The organism is Streptomyces sp. NPDC001219, assembly GCF_053597915.1.
Window position 1 is genome coordinate 133,036 of record NZ_JBSFJF010000011.1, and the last position, 18,149, is coordinate 151,184.

The 18,149-nt window shown below is 72.0% G+C and carries 13 protein-coding genes; 6 read left to right on the plus strand and 7 right to left on the minus strand.

Annotated features, from left to right (window positions below; all coding sequences use genetic code 11):
• The first annotated feature begins 117 nt into the window (after positions 1 to 117).
• Positions 118 to 1,164 (plus strand): aldo/keto reductase, encoded by a 1,047-nt coding sequence (locus ACWC9R_RS09940; protein ID WP_450730109.1) that lies wholly within the window; start codon positions 118 to 120, stop codon positions 1,162 to 1,164.
• 69 nt (positions 1,165 to 1,233) lie between these two features.
• On the opposite strand, the gene ACWC9R_RS09945 is transcribed toward ACWC9R_RS09940, so the two are convergent.
• Positions 1,234 to 2,406 (minus strand): L,D-transpeptidase family protein, encoded by a 1,173-nt coding sequence (locus tag ACWC9R_RS09945; protein ID WP_450730111.1) that lies wholly within the window; start codon positions 2,404 to 2,406, stop codon positions 1,234 to 1,236.
• 230 nt (positions 2,407 to 2,636) lie between these two features.
• Positions 2,637 to 3,977 carry a DUF6777 domain-containing protein gene (locus ACWC9R_RS09950; protein WP_450730113.1) on the minus strand — a complete coding sequence of 447 codons (1,341 nt, stop codon included), beginning with the start codon at positions 3,975 to 3,977 and terminating at the stop codon, positions 2,637 to 2,639.
• Between the two features lie 380 nt (positions 3,978 to 4,357).
• Between ACWC9R_RS09950 and ACWC9R_RS09955 the strand changes: the two genes are divergently transcribed.
• Positions 4,358 to 5,671: a streptophobe family protein gene (locus ACWC9R_RS09955; RefSeq protein WP_450730165.1), complete on the plus strand. Its 1,314-nt coding sequence runs from the start codon at positions 4,358 to 4,360 to the stop codon at positions 5,669 to 5,671.
• A 36-nt stretch (positions 5,672 to 5,707) separates the two neighbouring features.
• Here ACWC9R_RS09955 and ACWC9R_RS09960 read toward each other — a convergent pair whose 3' ends face one another.
• Genes ACWC9R_RS09960 through ACWC9R_RS09970 form a run of 3 tightly spaced genes read right to left on the minus strand, consistent with a single transcriptional unit; the run spans position 5,708 to position 9,859 of the window.
• Positions 5,708 to 6,745, minus strand: a complete 1,038-nt coding sequence (locus ACWC9R_RS09960; protein ID WP_450730115.1) for a serine/threonine-protein kinase — start codon at positions 6,743 to 6,745, stop codon at positions 5,708 to 5,710.
• Positions 6,742 to 7,452, minus strand: a complete 711-nt coding sequence (locus tag ACWC9R_RS09965) for a hypothetical protein (RefSeq protein WP_450730117.1) — start codon at positions 7,450 to 7,452, stop codon at positions 6,742 to 6,744. The genes ACWC9R_RS09960 and ACWC9R_RS09965 overlap by 4 nt, the downstream gene beginning before the upstream one ends.
• 16 nt (positions 7,453 to 7,468) lie before the next feature.
• A complete protein-coding gene (locus tag ACWC9R_RS09970) occupies positions 7,469 to 9,859 on the minus strand; it encodes an FHA domain-containing protein (protein WP_450730119.1) in 2,391 nt (796 codons plus the stop codon).
• A gap of 391 nt (positions 9,860 to 10,250) precedes the next feature.
• Here ACWC9R_RS09970 and ACWC9R_RS09975 point away from each other — a divergent pair, with 391 nt between their 5' ends.
• Positions 10,251 to 11,825 (plus strand): solute carrier family 23 protein, encoded by a 1,575-nt coding sequence (locus ACWC9R_RS09975; protein WP_450730121.1) that lies wholly within the window; start codon positions 10,251 to 10,253, stop codon positions 11,823 to 11,825.
• An 82-nt stretch (positions 11,826 to 11,907) separates the two neighbouring features.
• On the opposite strand, the gene ACWC9R_RS09980 is transcribed toward ACWC9R_RS09975, so the two are convergent.
• Complete coding sequence (locus tag ACWC9R_RS09980; protein WP_450730123.1) at positions 11,908 to 12,633, minus strand: transcriptional regulator; 726 nt, start codon at positions 12,631 to 12,633, stop codon at positions 11,908 to 11,910.
• A gap of 681 nt (positions 12,634 to 13,314) precedes the next feature.
• On the opposite strand from ACWC9R_RS09980, the gene ACWC9R_RS09985 reads away from it, so the two are divergent.
• Both ACWC9R_RS09985 and ACWC9R_RS09990 read left to right on the plus strand, forming a co-directional pair.
• Positions 13,315 to 15,714, plus strand: coding sequence for a glycosyltransferase (locus ACWC9R_RS09985; RefSeq protein ID WP_450730125.1), 2,400 nt, complete (start codon positions 13,315 to 13,317; stop codon positions 15,712 to 15,714).
• On the plus strand, positions 15,711 to 16,904 hold the full coding sequence (locus ACWC9R_RS09990; RefSeq protein WP_450730127.1) for an acyltransferase family protein: 1,194 nt from the start codon (positions 15,711 to 15,713) through the stop codon (positions 16,902 to 16,904). The genes ACWC9R_RS09985 and ACWC9R_RS09990 overlap by 4 nt, the downstream gene beginning before the upstream one ends.
• 34 nt (positions 16,905 to 16,938) lie before the next feature.
• Here the strand turns inward: ACWC9R_RS09990 and ACWC9R_RS09995 are convergent, their stop codons facing one another.
• The gene (locus ACWC9R_RS09995; protein ID WP_450730129.1) at positions 16,939 to 17,709 is read right to left on the minus strand and encodes a TetR/AcrR family transcriptional regulator; all 771 of its coding nucleotides are present in this window, start codon (positions 17,707 to 17,709) and stop codon (positions 16,939 to 16,941) included.
• Between the two features lie 140 nt (positions 17,710 to 17,849).
• On the opposite strand from ACWC9R_RS09995, the gene ACWC9R_RS10000 reads away from it, so the two are divergent.
• On the plus strand, positions 17,850 to 18,071 hold the full coding sequence (locus ACWC9R_RS10000) for a hypothetical protein (protein ID WP_450730131.1): 222 nt from the start codon (positions 17,850 to 17,852) through the stop codon (positions 18,069 to 18,071).
• Positions 18,072 to 18,149: the final 78 nt, after the last annotated feature.

Here is an 18,149-nt window from a genome sequence, read left to right on the forward strand (position 1 = left end):
AGGCGGGCGCCCCGGCTGCGCGAACGGCCCGCCGGGAGCGCCGTCTTGCCCTGGAGTGCGCTCCAGCTCCTAGCGTGGGCGCACGACCTACCGCCGTCGCGGAACGAAGGGAACCACGTGCGCTACACACTGTTCGGCAGGACCGGTCTGCGGGTGAGCGAGCTGAGCCTGGGCGCCATGACCATGGGCGAGGACGGGGGCCGGGACACCAGCGCCCGCATCCTGGACACCTACGCGGACGCCGGCGGGAACTTCATCGACACCGCCGACAACTACACCGGCGGCGCCTCCGAACGCCTCCTCGGGGAGCTGCTGGAGGGCCGCAGGGACCGCTTCGTCCTCGCGAGCAAGTACACCTGCGCGACCCGTCAGGGCGATGTGAACGCGGCGGGAAACCACCGCAAGAACCTGGTCCGGTCGGTGGAGGCGAGCCTGGCGCGGCTGCGCACCGACCACCTCGACGTGCTGTGGGTGCACGCACGGGACAACTTCACGCCCGTGGAGGAGGTCATGCGGGCGCTCGACGACGTGGTGCGCTCGGGGAAGGTGCTCTACGTCGGGGTGTCCGACTGGCCCGCCTGGGAGATCGCGCAGGCCAACACCCTTGCCGAGCTGCGCGGCTGGACCGCGTTCGCCGGCTCGCAGCTGCGCTACAACCTGCTGGAGCGGACGCCGGAGCGGGAACTGCTGCCGCAGGCCCGCGCCTTCGACCTGGCCGTGCTGGCCTGGGCACCGCTCGCGGCCGGCAAGCTCACCGGCAAGTACCGCCGCGGGGAGACCGGCCGGCTGGCCGGTGGGGACGGCAGCGTCACGCGGGACCACAACGAGGAGGAGACCGTCACCGCGGTGCTGGAGATCGCCGAGCAGGGCGGCTGGAGCCCCGCGCAGGTGGCCCTGGCCTGGCTGCGCAGCCGGCCCGGCAACATCATCCCGATCATCGCCGCCACCAAGGAGAGCCAGCTCCGCGACAACCTCGGCGCCACCGGCGTCTCACTGGACGCCGACGCGCTGGCCCGGCTCGAACAGACCAGCGCGGTGCCGCTGGGCTTCCCGCACGACTTCCTGCGGCAGCCGGGCATCATCGAGAACGTCTACGGCGACCGCTGGGCCGAGATCGAGGACCGGCGCTCCACCTACCGCCGCACGGCGGGCGAGATCCGCTGACACACGACGGACGCCGCCGCCCGGTCATCGGGGCGGCGGCGTCCAGGTCTCATCTACCGTGGCGCGGGGTCAGTCCAGCGCGCTGCGCTGCTTCCACTCCTGCCAGTTCTCCTGCCAGACCTCCAGGCCGTTGCCGACATCGGTCTTGTTGGTGTTGGTGGTGCCCTTCACCTCGACCGTGGAGCCGATCGTCAGGAAGTCGTAGGCCCTCTTGGCGTCCGAGGTGGTCATGCCGAAGCAGCCGTGGCTGTTGTTCTCCACGCCGATCGACTTGTTCCACGGGGCGGAGTGCAGGAAGGTCCCGGACGCGGTGAGGTGGGTGACCCACTTGGAGTCCAGCATCCACTCACTGCCGTGGCCGATGGTGGCGGAGTCCATCGTCTCGGCCGCGTTCTTGCTGCGGACGGTGTGCACCCCGCCGCGGGTCGGGTCCTGCGGGGAACCGGCGGAGCCGGAGATGCTGCCGACGTTCTTGCCGTTCTCGTACATCGTCATGGTGTGCGAGGGGACGTCGATGACGGCCTTGTGGTCGGCGCCGATGGTGAAGCCGAAGTTGTAGTCCCGGGCGAACCAGCCGCCGTCACCGGAGTTGATGCCGGACAGCGCGCCCTTCACGGAGACCTTGGTGCCGGACGGCCAGTAGTCCTTGGGCCGCCAGTCGATCCGGTCCTTGCCCGAGTAGTCCTTGACCCAGCCCCAGGAGCCCTCGACCTTCGGCTGGGTGGTGACCTTCAGCGCCCGCTCGATCTCGGCCTGCCGGTCCTTGGCTATCGGGTTGTCGAAGAGGATCGAGACCGGCATCCCGGTGCCGACGGTCTGCCCGCCGGACGGGGTGTTGGTGAGCTTGTTGACCTTGCCGGCCTCCTCCGTGGTGAACTTCGAGGTGGCCGCGGACTCCTTGCCCCCGTCGGAGGTGGCCTTCGTCCGCACGGTGTAGGTGGTGTCCGGCATGACCTTGCCGTCCGAGGCCCATGACGCGCCGTTACCGGAGAGCTGTCCGGCGACCTTGCCGCCCTTGTCGTTCTCGACCTCGACCGAGGTGAGCTTGCCGCCCTTGGCCCGTACGGATATCTGTGAGCCGAGCTTGGCCGGGGTGTTCCCGGCGGCCGGGGTGACGGTCACCTTGGTCGCGGGCTGGTCCGCCTTCGACGCGCCGCCCGGCCCGCACGCGGTCAGCAGCGCGGCTGCCGCGGTCAGGGCGGGTAGCAACCGGGCGGAGTGGCGACGTGGTCCGGCGTGCACGGGTATCCCTCCAGAGCAGAACAACTGTCAGTGGCGGGGCCCGGCCCCGTGAGGGGGTCGCCGTCAGGAGCCGCCAATGCCCCCGCCGCCTTAGCAGAGGGGTTGTCCGCCGAGAGGGTTGTCCCGGATGCCGGAGGATTAGGACACAGTTCGATATCGGTAGCACGAAAAGGCGACGGACGGCCTTTCCGGCCGCCCGTCGCCTCGTATCTCCTCCGGTGTGCCCGGTGTCAGGAGGACCCGCCGCCGGTCGCCCCGCCCTGGGTCGACTGACCGCCGGTGTTCCCGCCGGTCGTGCCCCCGCCGCCGGTGTCCCCGCCGGTGGTGCTGCCACCGGTGCTGCCGCCGGTGGTGCCGCCCGTGTCTCCGCCGGTGGTGCTGCCACCGGTGTTCCCGCCGGTGGTGCTGCCGCCGTTGTTCCCGCCACCGGTCGTGCTGCCGCCGTCGGTGCTTCCGCCGGTGGTGCTGCCGCCGTTGGTGGTGCCTCCGCCGCCGGTGGACGTGTCGGTCGAGCCGCCGTTGGACCCGCCCGTCGCGCCGCCGTTCTGCGACGGAGAGGTACCGGGCGCGGTGCCGGTGCCCCCGTTGGACTGTCCCGTGGTCCCGGGGCTGGGCTGGCCGGGCGGCGGTGACTGGCCGGGCGGCGGCTGGGACGAGGCGGGCCCGCTGGGCGTCTCGGGCGGTGCGCTCGTCGAGCGGTCCTCGCCGCCGGTGGTGCCGTCGGGACGCTTGAACCACTTGCCCGTCTTCGGGTCGCGCAGCGTGAACTCCTTGATCTTGGACTTCGCGGGGGTGACGACGACCGAGTTCGAGGGCTGGTACCCGGGCCACTTGCTGCCGACCGTCTTCACGTCGCCCTTGAGCGCCGTCGGCGGTGTCAGCGGATTGCCGCACTTGCAGCGCACCCGTGGCACCCCGTACGAGTCGACCAGGACCGCGGTGCCGGACTGCAGGACCGACTGGAAGGTGGTGGCCTTGCCGCCCTTGAAGCCGTGGTTGGTGACCCGGGTGTCATAGGTCAGCTGAACGGGCGTCAGCGTCCGCAGATAGGAAGGGACGTCGTTCGGCTGCTTGCCCAGGACCCCGGCGAACGCGCGGTTCTTGGCGGCGTCGCCGGACAGGAAGCTGATCTGCTTCTCGACGTTGCAGCTCGCGCTGTTCTCGGTGCCGCCGTAGAGGCCGGGCGTCGCGCCCGAGAACTCGCTGTTCCCGCCGCCGGACGGCTTGCGCGGGGTGGCGGACGGGGTCGGGGCGGACTCGTTCGCCGACGACGGGGTCATCGGGTCCGGGCCGGTGGAGGCGACCGGTTCGGCGAACACCTCGCTGGTGCCGCCCCCCGGACGGGTGAGGACCACGATGAGGACCACGGCCACGATCACGGCGCCCGCGATGAGCGCGACCCGCGGCACGGACTTCCACCAGGGCCCGCCGCCACCGGCACCCCTGCCGCGGCCGCCCCCGCCGCCTCCGCCACCGCCCCCGCCGCCCTTGCCGGGGCCGCCCGGCGGAGGCTGCTGGTAGCCGGGCGCGGTGGGCGGCTCCGGCTGTGCCTGTCCGGGATACGAGCCCACCTGTGTCGGCTCGTGTCCGGGACTGGACGGCGTACCGGAGAGCGGGCCCGACGGCGGCCCTGTCGGGTGGCTGTCAGGCGGCGGGGGAGATGTCACGGGTGCCTCTTCCGACGCGTGTGGGCCATCCGGCTATGCGAATTTTGCCCGTGTTTGTCTGTGTCAAGGACATTGTGTGCCCGGGAGCGGCGCCGTCCGCAAGCGGGGCGGCAGCTCGGTGCTTACGGTGGTGCGTGCATGCCCGCCATGCGGTAGACGCACGGAAATGTGTGCTCCACGGCGGAAGGTGAAGCACCATCCGCCGCCCGTCGGCGCATGCGACATCCCGCCCCGGGACCGTGGTTGCCGCCGTCCCGCGACCGGCAGAAGAGAGGTTGAGCCAGATGCGAGGCCCCGCGTCAGCCGGTTCCCCGGGCCCGGACCGCTCCCGTGGCGCACCGCCCGCCCTGCGCGCCTGGGCCCAGGCCCTCGGCGCGGCCGTGGCGGGGATCGTCACCATGATCGTGGTCGCCGCGATCGGCCTGTGGGCGGCCGGCGCCGCCGACCTCCCCGGCGGCGCGTTCCCGTCCGTGGTCGCGGCCACCGTGCTCATCGCGGCCGGCGGCTCGGTGGGGCTGTCCGGCGACGCCGGCGTCATCGCGGAGGCCAAGGCGGCGCTGGACGTCGTACCGCTGTCGGTCACGCTCGCCGGCGCGCTGGTGCTCGCCGCCGTCTTCCTGCTGCCGCTGCGCCACCGCGCGGTGGCCGGCACCCGGGAGCTGCTCGCCCGGATCGCCCGAACGGCGGTGTGCTGGCTGGTACTTCTGCTGCTGGTCTCGCTCGCCGCCCGGCACAGCTTCCGGATCTCGGTGGGCGACGACCTCGCCGAACAGATCGGCACCGAGCTGGGCGCCACCCCCACCGTCGGCTTCCGCGCCGATGTGCCGGCCACGCTCGGCGTCGGGCTGTTGTGGGTGCTGGCGCTGCTCGCGCTGACCTTCCTGGTCTCCCGGCGCGCCCCGCTCTCGCCCCGGCTGCTGCACTACCAGGACTCCGTACGGCCGCCCGCGTTCGCGATGGTGCTGACGCTGCTCGGCTACGCCGTGATCGGGCTGGTCGCCGGCATCGTCGAACTCATCACCGGGGACCGTGCGTCCCAGACCCTCGCCGTCATCTTCCTCGGGCTGCCCAACCTGGCCTGGATGGCGTTGGGCATCGGCACCGGCGGCGCCTGGGTGGGACATGTCGACAAGGCCCTGGGACTGCCCCTGCCGCACCTCCTCGACCAGGTGCTCCGCACCCACGGGCAGCGCACCCTCGACCTCGGCTCGCTCGCCGCGCACGACCGCCGGGCCTGGCTGCTGGTGGCGGTGGCGGCCGTGGTGCTGCTCGCCGCCGCCTTCACCGCGGCGGTCCGCTCCCCGGTGCGGCGCCCCGCCTGGCGGCACGGCGTCGAGATGGCCGTGGCGCTGGCGGTCACCCTGTTCGCCGTCGGCCTGCTCACCCGGATCTCCGCCCATTACGGGCTCTCCGTGATCGGCGTCGGCGACCTCGGCGGCGACCTGGGCGGCGCGGTCACCCTGGAGCCGCAGCTGCTCCGGCTGGTGGGGGTGGGCCTCCTCTGGGGGCTGGTCACCGGCGTCCTCGGCAGCCTGGCCGCGCGGGGCGTACGCCATCGGGGTGAGGCACCGGCGCCGCCCGGGGCACCGGAGCGGTGACGGCCGCCGCCCATAAGCCGTGACGGCCGCCGCGCGCTACCCCGCGCGGCCCGGGAACATCGGGGTCGCCCAGCGCGGCGGTGGCGGCGGCGCCGCGCTGCGCCGGCCGCCCTGGTCCACGGGGGCGTCAACCTGCGTCATCGGGTGCGCCTGCGGGGTCCCGGCCGGCACCGGGGGCACCGTGGCCCGTCCCGCCGCGCGCAGCGCCGCCACGAAACCCCGGCAGGTCTCGTAGCGGTTCTCCGGGGCCTTGGCCAGGGACTGGGCGAACACCGCGTCGACGGTCTCCGGCAGATCCGGCCGCAGCTCCGTCATGGCCGGCGGCGGATCGTACTGATGCGCCCACAACAGCGCCATGTCGTCGTCGCGGCGGAACGGCGGCGCCCCCGTCAGCATCTCGAACAGCACACAGGCCAGGCTGTAGACATCGCAGCGGCCGTCCACCGGGCGGCCGGAGATCTGCTCGGGCGCCACGTAGTCCAGCGTGCCGACGAACTGGCCGACGCTGGTGAACCCGGTCAGCGACAGGGACTTCTTCGTCAGCCCGAAGTCGGTGAGGTAGGCGTGCTCGGGGCGGTCGCTGTCGGTGCCCTCGGCGATCAGGATGTTGCCCGGTTTGACGTCCCGGTGCACCAGGTCGTGCGCGTGCGCGGCGTCCAGCGCGGAGGCCACCTGGAGGGCGATCCGGCAGGCGGTCTCCAGCGGCAGCGGCCCGTCACGGTCGAGCAGCGCCCGCAGGTCCCGCCCCTGCACGTAGCGCATCGCGATGAAGAGCACGCCCTCGGTCTCCCCGGCCTCGAAGACCGGCACGATATGCGGGTGGTCGATCGCCGCGGCGACCCGCGACTCATGGGCGAAGCGCTGCCGGAAGGTGTCGTTCCGGGCGAGTTCGGGTGCCAGCAGCTTCACCGCCACGGTACGGCCCAGCCGCAGGTCCTCCGCCCGGTAGACCACCGCCATCCCGCCCCGGCCGATCTCGTCCTGGAGCAGGTACTCGGCGATCTGCCGCCCGCGCAGCCCGGAGGAGTCGGGAGCGGTGGAGCGCTCCTGGGACGGTCCGGGCCCGCCGTTCACCGGATGTCACCCACGGGGTTCGGCGGCGGGGGTGGCCGCTCGCCGGGCTGGAAGGCGCGGGTCGGCGGCGCGGACGGCCCGTCCGGGGGGCCCGGTGTTCCGGCGCCCGGTTCCGGCCCGGCGGCCCCGGCGGCCGAAGGGGTGGGCGGATACCCGGCCGGCGCCGGCTCGTCCCGTGCCTCCGGGCTCACCCCGGACCCCTGCCGCTCCCCGGACCGCGAGGACGGCCCCGCCGTCACCGCGTAGGTCTGCAGCGACACCCCGTCGCAGTAGCACCACCGCTCGTGCCGGGCGTCGTAGAGCCAGAGCGCATCGCCGTCCACGACCACGCCCAGCCGGGTGCCGCGGGTGCGCGCGGTGAACGACTCCCCGTCCAGCTGCCCGGCGGCCAGCTCCTCGATCAGCTTCCGGTACCGGCTCAGTTCCCCCTCGGCGGCGCCCAGCAGCGGGCGGGGGTCGGCGGTCCGGGCGCCGCCCTGCGCGGCGGCCGGCGGGTCGCGCGGTACGGCCAGCAGCAGCCGGCCGTCGACCCAGGTCGACCAGCCGTTGGAGCACATCGCCAGGGCCCAGTCGCCGCGGCGGTCGACGATCTGGACCGGCAGCAGCGGATCGAGCGGTGCCGACGGCCGGGTGGTGTCCGGGGCCGACCAGCTCGCCATACCCTCCGGGGGGACGACATGGCTGGGGAGGAATTCCGGAGAGGTCACAGACGGCTCCTCGGCGCTACCTGCGCATGATCTCGGGCTCGTGCCGCCGCAGCAGCTTGGTGACCACGAAGCCCAGAATCAGGGAGAGCACGATCATCATCCCCATGTTCAGCAGCCAGGTGCCCGGCTTGTGCTGGAACAGCGGGTCCGCGGTGCCCTGCGGCATGATGTGGTGCAGATCGATGGTGCCCGCCATGGCCCCGAGCCCCCACCGGGACGGCACCAGCCAAGCCAGTTGCTCCAGCACCAGCACACCGTTCAGTTTGAGCAGCGCACCGCAGAACACGACCTGGACGATCGCGAGCAGGACCAGCAGCGGCATGGTGACCTCTTCCTTCCGCACCAGCGCGGAAACGAACAGGCCGAGCATCATGGCGGTGAACGCCAACAGCGCCACCGCGAGGGTGATTTCGATCAGCGGCGGCATCAGCACCCCTTTGCCGCCGGGGGCGTTCAGCTTGACGCCGATCAGCGCCACCAGGGTCAGCACCACGGCCTGCACGATCGTGATCAGCCCCAGCACCAGCACCTTGGACATCAGATACGCCGAGCGGGACAGGCCGACGGCTCTCTCCCGCTGATAGATGGTCCGCTCCTTGACCAGCTCCCGTACCGCGTTGGCGGCTCCGGTGAGCACCGCTCCGACGCACAGGATCAGCAGTGCGTTGACCGCCGAGTCCGCGGTGAGCGCGGACCCGGCCAGGGCGTGCGCCATCGCTCCCATGACGAACGGCAGCGCGACCATGATGATCAGGAAGGTCCGGTCGGCGGTCAGCGCCGCGGCATAGCGCCGCACCAGCGTGTGCAGCTGCTTGCCCCAGCTCTGTGCCTTCGGCGCGGAGACGGGGCCGGCCGGGGCCTCGGGCGGGCGCAGCGGCTGATGGGAGTCCGCGGCGACATAGCGCCGGTGCTGCGGCGAGGCACGGAACCGGCCCGCCCAGTCACGGTCCCGGTCGTTCTCGAAGGCCTCGAACGCCTCCGGCCACTGCTCGTACCCGAAGTACGAGAGCGCCTCGTCCGGCGGCCCGTAGTAGGCGATGGTGCCGCCCGGCGCCAGGACCAGCAGCCGGTCGCAGACGTCCAGGCTCAGCACGCTGTGGGTGACGACGATGACCGTACGGCCGTCGTCCGCCAGCCCGCGCAGCATGTGCATCACGGAGCGGTCCATCCCGGGGTCGAGGCCGGAGGTCGGCTCGTCGAGGAAGAGCAGCGAGGGCTTGGTCAGCAGCTCCAGGGCCACGCTCACCCGCTTGCGCTGGCCGCCCGAGAGGCTGTGGATCGGCTGGTCCACCCGCTGGTCGAGGCCCAGTTCGTGGACCACCTCGTCGACCCGCGCCTGCCGCTCCGCCTTCGCGGTGTCCTCGGGGAAGCGCAGCTCCGCGGCGTAGCCGAGGGCCCGGCGCACGGTCAGCTGCAGATGCAGGATGTCGTCCTGCGGGACGAGTCCGATGCGCTGGCGCAGCTCGGCGTAGTCGCGGTAGAGGTCACGGCCGTCGTAGAGCACCGTCCCGTCGTCCGCGGGGCGCAGCCCGGTCAGCGCGTTGAGCAGGGTCGACTTGCCCGCGCCGCTCGGTCCGACCACGGCCAGCAGCGTCTTCTCGCCCACCGGGAAGGACACCTGCTCCATCAGCGTCTTGCGGCCGTTGTCGACCCGTACGGCCAGGTCCTGTACGTCCAGCGAGACCTCGCCGGTGTCGATGAACTCCTGGAGTTCGTCGCCGACCAGGGCGAACGCGGAGTGGCCGATACCGACGATGTCGCCGGGGATCATCGGGGCCCGGTCCACCGGCTGGCCGTTGAGGTAGGTGCCGTTGTGGCTGCCCAGGTCGACGATCTCGAAGCCCTCGGCGCCGGCGCGCAGCTCGGCGTGCTTGCGGGAGACCGAGAGGTCGTCGACGACCAGGTCGTTCTCGGGCGCGCGGCCGATCCGGGTGGTCCGGGCGGCCGGCAGCGGCCGTACGGAGCTGGGCCGGCGGAAGGTCCGGGTGCCGGCGGGGTAGGAGACGGCGGAGGGCCGCTCGGTGCGGGTCGGCGGCGGCGGTGGTGCCGATGGCGCCGGCGGGGTGGGTGCGGCCGGCGGTGGTGGTGACACCCCGGAGAGCACCGCACACGGACCGTCCGCGGGGTTGCCGAACCGGATCACACTGCCCGGCCCGATACCGGTCTCGTGCACCCGCCGTCCGTCGGTGAAGGTGCCGTTCGTACTGTCCTCGTCCTCCACCGTCCAGTGGCCCGACTTGGTCCGCAGCACCGCGTGATGCCAGGAGACCCGGGCGTCGTGCAACACGAGTTCGCACGCCGGGTCCCGTCCCACGTGGTAGACGCGGCTGGGGCTCATCACCTGGGTGCTGCCGTCGGACTCGACGACGAGTTCCGGCGCGGAGGGCGCATCCTGCCGCTCAGCCATACCAAAATGCTACGGCCGCCGGCCGGGCTCCGCCTGTTGTCGCCGCGGCGGCGCCGCGACGCTCGAAGTCCCCTTCCCAAAACGGTATTTCGGGCCGTGATCAGCCTTTATCCGAGCGAATACGACCGGTTACTCGCGAGAAAGGGCACAGGTCAACTAGGGTGAACGCCCCGATTGGTCCCACCTGCAAATTCCATGGAAATGCCGGAATTTGCCGCGCAGGTCGAAACGAGTCCTGTGGACCCCGGGACGCACAGTGCAGTGCAGGGCTACGTGGTGTCGGTGACACCGCTGAACGTCGGCTTTGTAAGACCCAGCCGGTCCGTCCGTCCTCCGGGACACGACGGGCCGGTCCCTTCTTATTCACCTACCTCCCGAAGGCAAGGCAGAGATGGCACGAGTCTCCCGACAAGACCCCGAGCAGTTCCCCCCGGAGCGGGCTCACCCCGTCGACGAGGTCCTCCCCGTCGGCAAGCTCACCCTCTACGGCTTCCAGCACGTGCTCGCGTTCTACGCGGGCGCGGTGATCGTCCCGATCATCCTCGGGAACGCCCTGGGTCTCTCCCGCGAGGAACTCGTCTACCTGATCAACGCGGACCTGCTGACCTGCGGTGTCGCCTCGATCATCCAGGCCCTCGGGGTCTGGAAGATCGGCGCCAGGCTGCCGCTGGTCCAGGGCGTCACCTTCACCGCGGTCTCCCCGATGATCGCCATCGGGCTGGGCGCGGGCGGCGGCACCGCCGGTCTGCTCGTCGTCTACGGCGCGGTGATCACCGCGGGCATCGCGACCTTCCTCTTCGCGCCCTTCTTCAGCAAGCTGGTGAAGTACTTCCCGCCGATCGTCATCGGCACGATCCTCACCGTCATCGGCCTCACCCTGATACCCCAGGGGCTCCAGGACGCGGCCGGCGGCGCGAGCTTGATCGGACACCCCGGCTACGGCGACCCCAAGAACCTCGCCTACGCGCTGGGCACCCTGCTCTTCGTCCTCCTCGTGGTCCGGGTCGGCAAGCCGTACCTGAGCAGCCTCGCCGTCCTGCTCGGCCTGGTCGCCGGTACCGGCGTCGCCTGGCTCTTCGGCGACGTGGATTTCAGTGCCGTGAAGAATGCCGACTGGTTCGGCGTCAGCACGCCCTTTCACTACGGAATGCCGAAGTTCGAGCTGTTCCCGATCCTCGCCATGGTCGTCGTCATGCTGATCACCATGGTGGAGACCACCGGAGACGTCTACGCGATCGGTGAGATCACGCGTAAGAAGGTCGACAACACCACCGTCGCCAATGCCCTGCGCGCCGACGGTGTCGCCACCGTCCTCGGCGGAATTTTCAATTCCTTCCCCTACGTGGCCTTTGCCGAGAACATCGGCCTGGTGCGGATGTCAAAGGTCATGAGCCGGTTCGTGGTGGTCGCGGCCGGCGGATTCATGATTGTCATGGGGCTGCTGCCGAAGGCGGGCAGTGTGGTGGCCGCCATTCCGCATCCGGTGCTCGGCGGTGCCGCGATCGCGATGTTCGGCATGGTCGCCGCGGTCGGCATCCAGATCCTCGGCAAGGTGGACCTCCGCGAGGAGCGCAACGCCCTGATCCTCGCGGTCAGTCTGGCCGCCGCGCTGCTGCCCAACGCGGTCGAGCCGTTCTTCGCGCGGATGCCGGAGGACGTCCGGGCGGTCCTCAACAGCGGTATCACCCTGGGCAGCCTGACCGCCGTCCTGCTGAACCTCTTCTTCAACGTCTTCACCCGCCGCAAGACGATGGAGATCGACTGGGACGAGATCGAGGCCGACGAACCGGCCGAGACGCACGAGCCGTTCGGCGCGCCCGCCCCGGCCGGCCCGTACACCCCGCAGACGCACCACCGGCCGGGCCCGGCCACCCCTCCGGGCTTGCCGTACCCGCAGGGCTCGCCGTACCCGCAGGGCGGACCGCACCCGCAGGGCGGGCCGGACTGGGGAGCCCCCGGCCGCTGAGTCCGCCAACGCCCGCGGGCGGGGAGGGAACCGGGCATCCGGTTCCCTCCCCGCCCGCTTTTCCGTCGCTGCCCGCCGCCCGTCAGTAGGTGGGCACGGTGTTGAACGGCGGCGCCTCGCCCGCGTCCCCGATCAGCTCCCAGAAGTGGTCGACCAGCCGGCGCAGATACGCCGAGCGCTCGGCCGCGACCTCCTTCAGCCGCGAGTCGTCGTTCCGCGCCACCACATGCCCCATGTAGCGCTCGGAGAACTCCGCGAACTCCGCGTGCATCGTGCGCAGCGCGTCGCTCACCCGGGTCTTGTTCAGTGTCGTGATCTTGGCGACCGGCCCGACGTGGGACTTCCAGCGCCCGTCGATGGCCGTCCGCAGATGCCCGGACAGCTCCTCGTCCCGGCCCATCACCCCGATCAGCTTCCGCAGCGACAGCCCCAGCGCCTCCACCAGCGCCTTGGTCTGCCGGTAGTCGCCGCTCCACTGGGAGGCCGACTCGGCCGCCCAGTAGTGGGCCGGGTCCATGCCGATCAGCTGTGACAGCCGCTCCACGCTCAGCTGGCGGGCCATCCGGTGCTCGGCCAGGGTCCGCGGCTCGACGCCCATCAGCACCGTCAGCGGGCACCACAGGACGTCGGCCAGGGCGAACAGCTGCGGCTCGGTCGGCATCTGGGAGCCGTACTCCCAGGCCTCGACCAGCTCGGGGTGCACCGGCGTGCCGCACGCCGTCATGGACTGGGCGACCTGAGCCGTAGTCAGGCCCACCCGGGCCCGCGCGGATCTGGCCCCGGCGGGGGAGAAGGGAGTGCTGTACACGTGGCGGGACACCTCGCTGCACCCGGCGAACGAGGGGTGCTTGGGGGGAGAGGGCATGGAGGAACATCCAGGAGCGGGCAGATTAACAGATGGTCGATAGGTACGAATCCACCATTGCCCTGCGACTCGAAGGTGAGCGGCGCCGCGCGGGCGGACGGGCGGGAGATGTGCGCTATCTGTCCGATTCCACGCCGCAACTCGCTTACTGGGTATAGCCGGTGCCTCGGTGCTTACCGGGCGGTAGCGCCGCGTCGAGACCGGCTGGACGGCGGGATGTCATCAGAGCGTTACGTGGCGGCAGGTGTGGTGTCACAGTTCGCGTCGAGGCTGAAAAGGTCGACCGGCCCCGCCGCGCGGAGCTGGCCGACGGCACACCCGACATCCGGTCCTCCCCCACAATCCGATCAGGATGGGACCCCACATATGCGATCAGTGCTGGAACGCGCCCACGCGTTCCCAGGCTTGGAGCGTGCCTCAGCAGCCGCGCCCCCGCGCCCCCGTGTCCGTACCGCGGAGAGACGGACCCGAAGAGCGACCGCGGGACAACGCGCACCTGTCATGGAGCCGGCAGCCGGCTAGGGGCTGATCCGAAGCACCGGCCCCAGGCCCGGGCCGCCGCCGAACGATGCGGTGGACCGGGCCCGCTTTCGTATGCCTCCTTGCACGAAAGGACATTCCCAGGTGCTCACTTCGCACCGCACCACCTCCCAGGGCGCACCCACCGCCCTGCTCGACACGGCGTCGCACGCCGCTCCCGCCACCCCCACCGCCCCCGCCGACGACTCCCGGACGGGCGGGCGGGTCCTCGTGGTCGGCGCTCCCGGACCGCGCCGGGAGCGCCTCAGCCGAACCCTGCGCGCCACCGGCCACGAGGTCCGGCACGCCGTGCCCGGCGACGTCGGCCGGCGGATGGGGCAGGCCCACCCGGACGCCATCGTGGCCCTCGGCGACCGGGGCGCACCCGGCGCCCACGACGACGGCGCCCTCGACGTGATCCGCGAGGTCCGCACCGACCCCGCCGGGCGGGCGCTGCCGCTGCTCATGGTCACCACGGGCCCCGGGCCCTCCGGTGTGGCGGACATGCTGCGGCACGGCGCCGACGACTGCCTTCCGGAAGCCTCCGACCCGGTCGAGCTGTCCGCCCGTATCGAGGCCAAGCTCCGGCGGGTCCCCGTACCGGTCGAGAGCCTGCCGCGCGACCCGCGCACCGGCCTGTACTCCCACCCGCACTTCCTCGACGAACTCGACCGTGAGCTGCGGCGTCCCGAGGCGGCCCGGAACGGCGGGGTGCTCGCCGTGGTCGGCGTGGCCGAGATGGCCGCGCTGGAGGCCCGGCTCGGGCCGCGTGTCCGCCGTGAGGTCGCCGAGCGGCTGGCGGGCGTCGCGGAGCGGCTCGGCAGCTTCTGCGACCGGCTCGGCCGGGACGACGACGGCCAGCTGCTGATGCTGCTGCCCGGCGTCGACGAGGAGACCGCCCGCCGCGCGCTGGAGAAGTTCGCCGCGACCGTGGCCGGCACCCGGTTCGTCGTCGCCGACGAGAACGTCCGCCTCACCCCGGCCATCGGCTGGCTGCCGCTGGCCGGCTGCGCGGACGGCGCCCGGGCCACCGGCCAGGCCCGGGACGCGGTACACGAGGCGCTCCGCCACCGGGACCTGCGCCCGGTCCGCTACGCCCCATGGATGCGCGGCACACCGCACCGGAACCGCCGCCCGTCCCTCAGCGCGCTGCTCCGGCCCGCCCTCTCCGCGCTCTCCCCGGTCCTGGCGCTGCTGCTCGGCGTCGCGGTGCCGTTCGTGCTCTATGTGCAGACCTACGCGCTGGGCTGGGACCTCGGCTCCGCCATGTACTGGGTGGTGGTGGCCGGACTGGTGCTGTCCGCGCTGCTGATCGTCCTGGAGTGCCTCTTCTCGCTCGACGCGGCCGCCCGGCCCGAGACGCCCGGCGCGCCGTACCCGCCGGCCAGTGCCGTGATCGCCGCGTATCTGCCCAACGAGGCCGCGACCATCGTCGAGACCGTCGAGTCGTTCCTCCGCCTCGACTACCCGGGCGAGCTGGAGATCCTGCTCGCGTACAACACGCCGCATCCGCTGCCCGTCGAGGACACCCTCCGCGAGATCGCGGCCCGGGACCGGCGGCTGGTGCTGCTGCCGGTCGCGGGCAGCACCTCCAAGGCGCAGAACATCAACGCCGCGGTCACCCGGGTCCGCGGTGAGTTCGTCGGCATCTTCGACGCCGACCACCACCCGGCCCGGACCGCGTTCCGGGACGCCTGGCACTGGTTGTCCAACGGCCATGACGTGGTCCAGGGCCACTGCGTGATCCGCAACGGCGACAGCTCCCGGGTCGCCGAGCTGGTCGCGGTGGAGTTCGAGGCGATCTACGCGGTCAGCCACCCGGGCCGCACCCGGCTGTACGGCTTCGGGGTGTTCGGCGGCTCCAACGGGTTCTGGCGCACGGACCTGCTCGCCCGGACCCGGATGCACGGCTCGATGCTCACCGAGGACATCGACTCCACGCTGCGCGCCCTGGGCGAGGGCGCCCGGTTCGCCGTCGACCGCACCCTCGTCTCCCGTGAACTGGCGCCCACCACACTGAAGGCGCTGTGGAACCAGCGCTCCCGCTGGGCGCAGGGCTGGCTCCAGGTCTCACTGCGGCATCTGTGGCGGAGCCTGCGTTGCCCGGTGTTCACGGCCCGTCAGAAACTGGGCCTGTGCGTGCTGTTGGGCTGGCGGGAGATACAGCCGTGGCTGACGCTGCAGATCCTGCCCATCCTGCTGTACTCGGCCTGGCGGGCCGGCGGGCCGCACCGGCTCGACTGGGCGGTGCCGGTGTGCGTCCTGGCGGTGCTGTTCACGATGGCGGCCGGACCGGTGCAGGCGCTCTTCGCCTGGCGGCTGGCGGTTCCCGAACTCCGGTCCCGCCGCCGGTGGTTCTGGTCCTATCTGCTCGTCTCGACCTTCTTCTACAGCCACTTCAAGAACATGGTGGCCCGGCAGGCCCATCTGAAGGAGGCGCTGGGGGACCGGCAGTGGCGGGTCACCCCGCGGGCGGTCGCCCCGAAGGCGGTGGCCCGCCGATGAGCGGTACGGACACCGTTCCGGCCGGCGCCGGCCGGGCCGGGGCCATCGACGGCTTCCGCGCACTCGCCGCGCTCAGCACCGTCACCTTCCACGTCTGGCAGCAGTACTTCCGCTACGACGTACAGGGCAGCCATCCGCCGGTCGACGACCCGGTCGTCGGCGCCGTCCTCTCCCTGGAGGTCATCGACCTCTTCTTCGTGCTGTCCGCGTACCTGCTGACGCTCTCGTACGCGCGGGCCGCCCTCGACGGGCGCTCGATCCGGCCGGCCCGGGTGTTCCTCTTCCGGCGGGCGATCCGGATTCTGCCGCTGTACTTCCTGGCGGTGCTGGTCGTCTGGGCGTGCCGCAACCCGACCCTGCCGGGCAACTGGCGGGACCTGGTCGAGCACCTCACCTTCACCCATGTCTTCGACCAGCAGCGGATCTTCTACACCCTGGGCCCCACCTGGTCGCTGTCGCTGGAGGTGCTCTTCTACCTCGTCCTGGTGGCGCTCGGGCCACTGGCGGTCCGGGCCTGCCGTCCGCTGCGGCGGCGCGGCGCCAGGGTGGCGGTGTGCGCGGCGGGGTGCCTGTTCCTGTACGCTGCGCCGCTCGCCTGGATCGCCGTCGCCCACTACGGGTTCGGGGTGCCGCACACCGACTGGGTGGTGTACTTCGGTCCGCAGGCCCGCTTCGGCGGCTTCGCGGCCGGGATGGGGCTGGCGGTGCTGACGGCCGCCCTCGGTGGTCGTGGCCGCCTCGGCCCGCGCACCGCCCTGCCGCTGGCGGGGCTGTCACTGGCCGGGCTGTTCGCGCTCTCCCTGGACTCCGCGCCGGAGAACGTCACCTTCACCTTCTACCACCCGATCGCCTCGGTCCTGTGGGTGGTGCTGCTCTTCAGCACCCTCCATGTGCGTCAACGGACCGCCTGGCAGGGCCTGTTGACGGCCCGCCGGCTGACCTCCGTCGGACTGGTCAGCTACAGCCTCTTCATCTGGCACGAGCCGGTCATGCTTCTGCTGCACCGCGCCGGCCTGCTGCCCACCGGGCCGTCGGGCTTCCTGCCGGCCCTGCTGATCGTGTTCCTGGTGGCGATGCCGGTGGCCGCGGCGAGTTACTGGCTCATCGAATATCCGGCGGGCCTGCTCGGCCGGCTCAAGGACTCCCACGGCCGGCCACGGGAGTTCTACCCGGAGCCGGCCCTCCGCTGACGGCGGCGGGCGGACACTCCGCCTTCGCCGGAGATCAGCGCAGCGTGCGTTGGTCTCCGGCGAAGATCCGGTCGAGGTGGTAGTCGAGGGTGCGGCGCACCTCGTCCAGCGTGCGGCGCCCGTGGAGCACATCGCTGCCCAGACCCACCACACCGGACACCAGCAGATCGGCCTCGCGCCACGGATCGAGACCGGGCGCGGTCCGCCCGTCGGCCTGCGCCGCGGCGATCAGCTCCGCCACCATCCGCTCCAGCGGCTGCTCGGCCGGCAGGAAGGCCCTGGCGAGTTCGGGGTCCGTCAGGCTGCGGGCGTAGTACGCGGCGAACACCCGCAGCGCGGCGGTGCGTTGGGCATCCACGGGCAGGAACTCCTCCAGCACCGCCCGCAGCAGCCCCCGGGGCTGCGAGGCGTCGAACCGGATACGGGAGCGGGCGATGCGCTCGTTCTCCGCGTGCAGCAGATGCAGCGCGTCGACCAGGAGCCGGTGCTTGCTCGTGAAGTGGTACTGGACCGCGCGGAGCGACACCCCGGCCTCGGCCGCCACCTCCCGCAGGCTCGCCGCGTGCAGCCCCCGCTCGGCGGCGATCCGCCAGAGCGCCTCGGCGATCCGCAGCCGTTTGCCCGACGGGGCGGGTGCCGCCGGCCGCTCGGCCACCGGGGCCGGTGTCTGCTTGCGCCGCCGGTAGGCCTTGGCCTGGCAGCTGCGCGAGCAGTAGAGCGCCGGCCGCCCCCGCCCCGCCGGGGGGAGGGCCGTACGGCACATCCGGCACACCGGCTCTCCGGCCCGCCCCTTTTCCGCACGCACAATTCCCCTCCCGAATCCCTGAATTGTGTGACGTAATTCGAATTCCGCAGTAATGGAGCGGCCAATAGCCGCTTTCTCAATGGTACGTTCGTAACGTCCTCGGGGGAACGGAGGACCTTGCAACAGGACTTGGGGGACAGATGAAGTACGACATCCTGCAGATCGTCGGCGCCGTGGTGATGGTGGTTTTCGCGCAGGGCGCGATCCGGCTGCTCATCGACCACGACGACACCGGACTGCTCGGCGGGCTCGACGGCGGCTTCGGCCTCACGCTGGCCGTGCACCTGGTGCTGGTCGCCGTGGGCGTGCTGCTGACGGGCTGGTCCCACACCCGGGCGAAGGCGCTCGGCCGGCGGACCTGACCGGCCGACAGGCCGCGGGCCTCGGGGAGCGGCCCGGCCCGCCGCAAGGAGATGCCGGACCACGGAAGGCACGCGTGG